3 protein-coding genes are annotated in these 6,709 nt (G+C 69.7%); all 3 read right to left on the bottom strand.

The features are described 5' to 3' along the window. Nucleotides 1-603 precede the first annotated feature (603 nt). Nucleotides 604-2,592, bottom strand: coding sequence for an excinuclease ABC subunit UvrC (gene uvrC, locus ACWCO3_RS29310; protein WP_145779847.1), 1,989 nt, complete (start codon nt 2,590-2,592; stop codon nt 604-606). A gap of 184 nt (nt 2,593-2,776) precedes the next feature. Beyond that, nucleotides 2,777-3,259: a Rieske (2Fe-2S) protein gene (locus ACWCO3_RS29305; RefSeq protein WP_358168180.1), complete on the bottom strand. Its 483-nt coding sequence runs from the start codon at nt 3,257-3,259 to the stop codon at nt 2,777-2,779. Between the two features lie 201 nt (nt 3,260-3,460). Then, nucleotides 3,461-6,406, bottom strand: coding sequence for an excinuclease ABC subunit UvrA (uvrA, locus tag ACWCO3_RS29300; protein WP_145779845.1), 2,946 nt, complete (start codon nt 6,404-6,406; stop codon nt 3,461-3,463). Between the last annotated feature and the right edge of the window lie 303 nt (nt 6,407-6,709).

Below are 6,709 nucleotides of genomic sequence, written 5' to 3'. Positions count from 1 at the left end.
GCATGGCACACCTCGCCAGAAATCGTTAGACGTCGATGGATATGACGACTGTCCTGCTGATAGGCCTTTCTGTTCGGCGAAATCGCGGTATCCGAGTGCCGGGGATACCCCGACTTCGGCGAAGCCGAGTGGATCAACCCGTCGCGCGGGCGACGTGTGATCTGCGCGCCCCCGGGCGACTCGGGCGTCCGCGAACCCCTCGCCCCGCGTGCGAGGTTTCGTTCCACGTGTCCGTTATGGGATTGCCGCCCCACGCCCAGCCCCGACCCGACCGGCCACACGGCCGTGGCCTGGCCACGCGGCCCCGGCCGCACGGCCCGATCCGCCCCGGCCAGGCGGGCCGGCCACGCGACCCCGCCAGGCGGGCCGGCCAACCAAAGATCCTGCTCGAACCAGGAAACAGGCCCCTTGGCGCGCCGGCGAAGCCACGACAACCTGGATCGAGCACGATCATCCAGGAAGCGACCTGACGCCGCGACCCGCGCACCGTGCGCACGACACCCTGTTCGTGATCGCGCGGCCTCGGGACGAGTGCCGCCTCACGCCACGCCGAACCAGCGCTTACCTCGATGTTGCCCGATCGTGACCCGCCGAAAGGCGGTGTCAGGTTGTCGGGTTCGACTCCATGGCCTCGTCGGCTTTCGTGTCCTTGTCGAGGGCGGCCAGGATCGCCTCGGCGGTACGCCGGCCCACGCCGGGCACTTCGGTGATTTCCTCGACTGTCGCGGCGGAGAGCCGCTTGAGTGAGCCGAAGTGCCGCAGCAGCGCCTTGCGGCGTACCTCGCCGAGGCCGGGCACGTGGTCGAGCGCCGACTCGGTCATCCGCTTCGATCGGCGTTGCCGGTGAAAGGTGATGGCGAACCGGTGGGCCTCGTCGCGGACCCGTTGCAGCAGGTAGAGACCTTCCGACGTGCGCGGCAGGATGACCGGGAACTCGTCGTCGGGCAGCCAGACCTCCTCCAGCCGCTTGGCGAGCCCGCACAGCGCCACGTCGTCGATACCCAGGTCGGCGAGGGCCTGCGCGGCGGCCGCGACCTGCGGGGCGCCGCCGTCGACGACCACCAGCTGCGGCGGGTACGCGAACTTTCGCGGTCGGCCGGTGGTCGGGTCGATCAGGACACCGACCTGCGGCTCGACAGCGTCTTCCGGAGTGGTCGGGTCGTCGGCGGACTCGACTCCCACCTCGCCCGTCTCGGCCCGTGCGTCCAGGTAGCGGGCGAAGCGGCGGCGCAGCACCTCGGACATCGCGGAGAGGTCGTCGGTAGCGCCACGGACGATGAACCGCCGGTATTCGCTCTTGCGGGGCAGCCCGTCCTCGAAGACCACCATGCTGGCCACCACGTCGGTGCCCTGGATCTGGGAGATGTCGAAACACTCGATGCGCAGCGGCGAGGTGCGCATGCCCAGCGCCTCGCTGATCTCGTCCAACGCCTTGCCCCGGGTGGTGAGGTCACCGGAGCGCTTGAGTTTGTGCCGGGCCAGCGCGTCCTTGGCGTTGCGCTCGACGGTCTCCATCAGCGCCCGCTTGTCACCGCGCTGCGGCACACGCAGCGACACCCGGCTGCCCCGGTGGTTGGAGAGCCATTCCGCCAGCGCGTCGGCGTCGGCGGGCAACTCGGGCACCAGCAGCTCCCGGGGCACGTCGGCTTCGCCGTGCTCGCCCCCGTACACCTGGGTGCAGAAGTGGTGGACCAGGTCGCCGGTGGTCAGGTCCTCGGTCTTCTCCACCACCCAGCCGCGCTGGCCGCGAACCCGGCCGTCGCGGACGTGGAAGACCTGTACGGCCGCTTCGAGGGGGTCGTCGGCGAACGCGACCACGTCGGCGTCGGTGCCGTCGCCCAGCACGACTGTCTGCTTCTCCATGGCGCGGCGCAGCGCGGCGACGTCGTCGCGTAGCCGGGCGGCCCGTTCGAACTCGAGCTGCTCGCTCGCCTCGGTCATCTCGCGTTCGATCTTGCGGACCATGGTGTCGGTGCGTCCGGCCATGAAGTCGCAGAACCCGTCGACGATGGCGCGGTGTTCGTCGGCGGAGACGGTGCCGACGCACGGCGCCGAGCACTTGCCGATGTAGCCGAGCAGGCAGGGGCGACCGACCTGGCCGGCCCTCTTGAAGACACCCGCGGAGCACGTGCGCGCGGGGAACACCCGCAGCAGCAGGTCGAGGGTCTCCCGGATGGCCCAGGCGTGCGAGTACGGACCGAAGTAGCGCACCCCTTTGCGCTTGGCGCCGCGCATCACCTGTAGCCGTGGGTATTCCTCGTTGAGGGTGACAGCCAGATAGGGGTACGACTTGTCGTCGCGGTAGCGGACGTTGAACCGAGGGTCGTACTGCTTGATCCAGGTGAACTCCTGCTGGAGCGCCTCGACCTCGGTGGCGACGGTGATCCAGTCCACCGACTCGGCGGTGGTGACCATCTGGCGCGTGCGCTCGTGCAGGTTCCACACGTCGCCGAAGTAGGAGTTGAGCCGGCTGCGCAGGTTCCTCGCCTTGCCGACGTAGATCACCCGGCCGGTGCCGTCGCGGAAGCGGTAGACCCCCGGAAGCTCCGGGATGGTGCCGGGTGCGGGGCGGTAGGTCGAGGGGTCAGCCACGTCAGCAAGCCTAGTCCGCGGCACCGACAGCCCGGCGCAAGCTCTAGATCCACTCCATGTGGGCACGTCGGGGTGTCGAACCGTCACGAACACCCCGACGTCCCGAAACACGAGTCGATCGCGCAGCAGGACCGACCGGCCCGGCCGAGCACGCGTCAGGCCGGTGAAGGCCCCACCGCTCCGGTCAGGCCAGCGAGATCTGGTCCCCGGTGACCTTGATGTCCTTGGGCGGCAGCGGCTTCGTGGCCGGGCCGGCCTTCACCGAGCCGTCCTCGATCGAGAACTTGCTGCCGTGGCAGGTGCAGTTGATGGTGCCGCCGTCGACGTTCGTGACCGGGCAGTTCTGGTGGGTGCAGATCGGGCTGAAGCCCTTGAACTGGCCGGCGGTGGGCTGGGTGATGACCACGCCCTCGGTGGCGAGGACCTTGCCGCCACCGACCGGGATGTCGGCGGTGGTGGCCAGCGACTGGGCGCCCTGACGGTCGCCGCCGCCCGCGTCACCGGTGCTGGGGACGGCCGGGCCGCCACTGGTGGGGGTGCCGCTGCCGCTGCCGTCGTCGCTGCCGCAGGCAGCCAGGACGACGGCCGCGCCGACTGCCCCGACTCCGGTGAGCAGGGTGCGACGTGTCTGCGTACCCGGACCGGTCAGCGCCTGATCGTCACTCATGCCTCGCCTCTCTCTAGCCCGCTGCGCCGGTCAGAAGCCGGCCACACTTCTCCACACGGGCAACTGTGCCGGATGGTTCATCCGGGCATCTAACCGACCCGGGAAATGGGACAGGGCGGGCCCGGACCAGCCCGCCCGTGCCGTGATGACACGCGCGGAACCGACCCGACCCGCCTCGCCCAACCACCACGCACCGAACTGTCAGCGCGCGCCGGCCGGCACCTTTCGGCTGGCCCGCGCCTTGGTCGCGCCGTTGGCCTTGGCGGCACGGTTGGTGGCGGCGGCTGCGCCCTTGGCCTTTCCGTCGAGCTTGAGCACCTGGCGCAGGAACTCGCCGGTGTGGCTCTCGGCCACCTCGGCGACCTCCTCGGGAGTGCCGGTGGCGAGCACGGTGCCGCCCCGGTGGCCGCCCTCCGGACCCATGTCGATCAGCCAGTCGGCCGACTTGATCACGTCGAGGTTGTGCTCGATGGTGATCACGGTGTTGCCCTTGTCGACCAGACCTTCCAGCACCATCAGCAGCTTGCGGATGTCTTCGAAGTGCAGACCGGTGGTCGGCTCGTCGAGCACGTAGACCGTCCGTCCGGTGGAGCGCTTCTGCAGCTCGGACGCGAGCTTGACCCGCTGCGCCTCACCGCCGGAGAGGGTGGGCGCGGGCTGACCGAGGCGTACGTAGCCGAGACCGACGTCGACCAGGGTCTTGAGGTGCCGGTGGATGGCCGGGATGGCGGAGAAGAACTCAGCGGCCTCCTCGATCGGCATCTCCAGCACGTCCGAGACGGTCTTGCCCTTGTAGTGCACCTCGAGGGTCTCCCTGTTGTACCGGGCGCCCTTGCAGACCTCGCAGGGGACGTACACGTCGGGCAGGAAGTTCATCTCGATCTTGATGGTGCCGTCGCCGGAGCACGCCTCGCAGCGCCCGCCCTTGACGTTGAACGAGAACCGACCCGGGCCGTACCCGCGGACCTTCGCCTCGGTGGTCTCGGCGAAGAGCTTGCGGACGTGGTCCCAGACCCCGGTGTAGGTGGCCGGGTTGGAGCGCGGCGTACGGCCGATGGGCGACTGGTCCACGCCGACGACCTTGTCGACGTGCTCCAGGCCGGAGACCCGGGTGTGCCGGCCGGGCACCAGCCGAGCGCCGTTGATCTGGTTGGCGAGAACCGCGTACAGGATGTCGTTGACCAGCGTCGACTTGCCCGAGCCGCTGACCCCGGTGACCGCGATCAGTTGGCCCAGGGGGAAGGACACGGTCAGGTTGCGCAGGTTGTGCTCACGCGCGCCGTGCACCACCAGCTCCCGCGCCGGGTCCTGCGGGCGGCGGGTCGACGGTGTCGGGATCGACCGACGCCCGGACAGGTACGCCCCGGTGATCGACTCCTTGTTCTTCAGCAGCGCGGGCACCGAGCCGCTGTGCACGATCTTGCCGCCGTGCTCACCGGCGCCGGGCCCGATGTCGACGATCCAGTCGGCGACGCGGATGGTGTCCTCGTCGTGCTCGACCACGATCAGCGTGTTGCCCAGCCCACGGAGCCGGACCAAGGTCTCGATCAGCCGGTGGTTGTCACGCTGGTGCAGCCCGATCGACGGCTCGTCCAGCACGTAGAGCACGCCCACCAGGCCGGAGCCGATCTGGGTCGCGAGTCGGATGCGCTGCGCTTCGCCGCCGGACAGGGTGCCGGCCGGCCGGTCCAGGGAGAGGTAGTCCAGACCGACGTCGAGCAGGAACCGCAGCCGGGCGTTGATCTCCTTCAGGACCCGCTCCGCGATCAGCTTCTGCCGGTCGCTCAGCTCGATGCCGGCGAGCAGGTCGGCGCACTCCCCCACGGAGAGGTTGCAGACCTCGGCGATGCTCTTGCCCGCGAGGGTGACCGCGAGCACCTCGGGCTTGAGCCGGGCGCCCCCGCACGCCGCGCACGGCACGTCGCGCATGTAGCCCTCGTACTTGTCGCGGGACCACTCGGACTCGGTGTCGGAGTGCCGGCGCTCGATCCACTGCACCACGCCCTCGAAGCCGGTGTAGTAGGAGCGCTCGCGGCCGTACTTGTTGCGGTAGCGCACGTGCACCTGGTCGTCGGACCCGTGCAGGATCGTCTTCTGTGCCCGCGCCGGCAACGCCCGCCACGGGGTGTCGATGTCGAAGTGCTGGGCCTCGCCGAGCGCCTCCAGCAGACGCAGGAAGTATTCCAGGTTGTGCCCGGTGGACCAGGGCTGGATGGCGCCCTCACGGAGGCTGCGCTCCGGGTCGGGGATCAACAGCTCCGGGTCGACCTCCTTCTTGGTGCCCAGGCCGGTGCACTCCGGGCAGGCGCCGTACGGCGCGTTGAAGGAGAAGACCCGGGGTTCGAGGTCCTCGATGGCGAGCGGGTGGTCGTTGGGGCAGGCCAGGTGCTCGGAGTAGCGGCGCTCCCGGTCCGGGTCGTCCTCCGGGAGGTCGACGAAGTCGAGCAGCACCAGGCCGCTGGAGAGACCCAGGGCGGCCTCGACCGAGTCGGTCAGCCGCTGCTTGGCGCTGGGCTTGACGGTGAGCCGGTCGATCACCACCTCGATGGTGTGCTTCTCCTGCTTCTTGAGCTTCGGCGGCTCGGTCAGCGGGTGCACCACGCCGTCGACCCGGGCCCGGGCGTAGCCCTTGGCCTGCAACTCGGCGAAGAGGTCGACGTACTCGCCCTTGCGGCCGCGGATGACCGGCGCGAGCACCATGAACTTGGTGCCCTCGGCCATCGCGAGGACCCGGTCGACGATCTGCTGGGGGCTCTGCCGGGAGATCCGCTCGCCGCAGACCGGGCAATGTGGCTCGCCGATGCGGGCGAAGAGCAGACGCAGATAGTCGTAGACCTCGGTGATGGTGCCGACGGTCGAACGCGGGTTGCGCGAGGTGGACTTCTGGTCGATGGAGACGGCGGGGCTCAGGCCCTCGATGAAGTCGACGTCTGGCTTGTCCATCTGGCCGAGGAACTGCCGGGCGTACGACGAGAGCGACTCGACGTAGCGGCGCTGGCCCTCGGCGAAGATCGTGTCGAAGGCCAGGCTCGACTTGCCCGACCCGGACAGCCCGGTGAACACGATGAGTGCGTCCCGGGGCAGGTCGAGACTGACGTCACGCAGATTGTGCTCGCGCGCGCCACGGATGATCAGTCGGTCGGCCACGGTGCGTGTACTCCCGGGAGAAGACGAAGCGAAGAATGTGTCCCGCTCTGGGTGATTTGAGCGGTCGTACGGGCGCGGAAAACACGCCTCGGCAACTCTAGCCCCGAGGTACGACACTTTCCCTCGCCCGCACATTCCCCCAGGTCAGCCCGGTCGGCCGCAGCGGGCCGAGGCCCACGTCGCCCGGTGTCCCGGGACACCGGGCCGAGGGTCGGGCCCGAGCCGGGCGACAGCCCGCCGGCCTGACGGTGCCGGCCGGTAAGGTGTTCGGCTTTCTCGGGCCCAACGGCGCCGGAAAGTCCA

Source organism: Micromonospora sp. NPDC002411 (assembly GCF_053592955.1).
This window is presented reverse-complemented; position numbering and strand designations above follow the sequence as displayed.

Excerpts from the sequence above, each read along its gene's own strand:
- ACWCO3_RS29305 (WP_358168180.1), bottom strand. The coding sequence starts at position 3,259 with ATGAGTGACGATCAGGCGCTGACCGGTCCGGGTACGCAGACACGTCGC.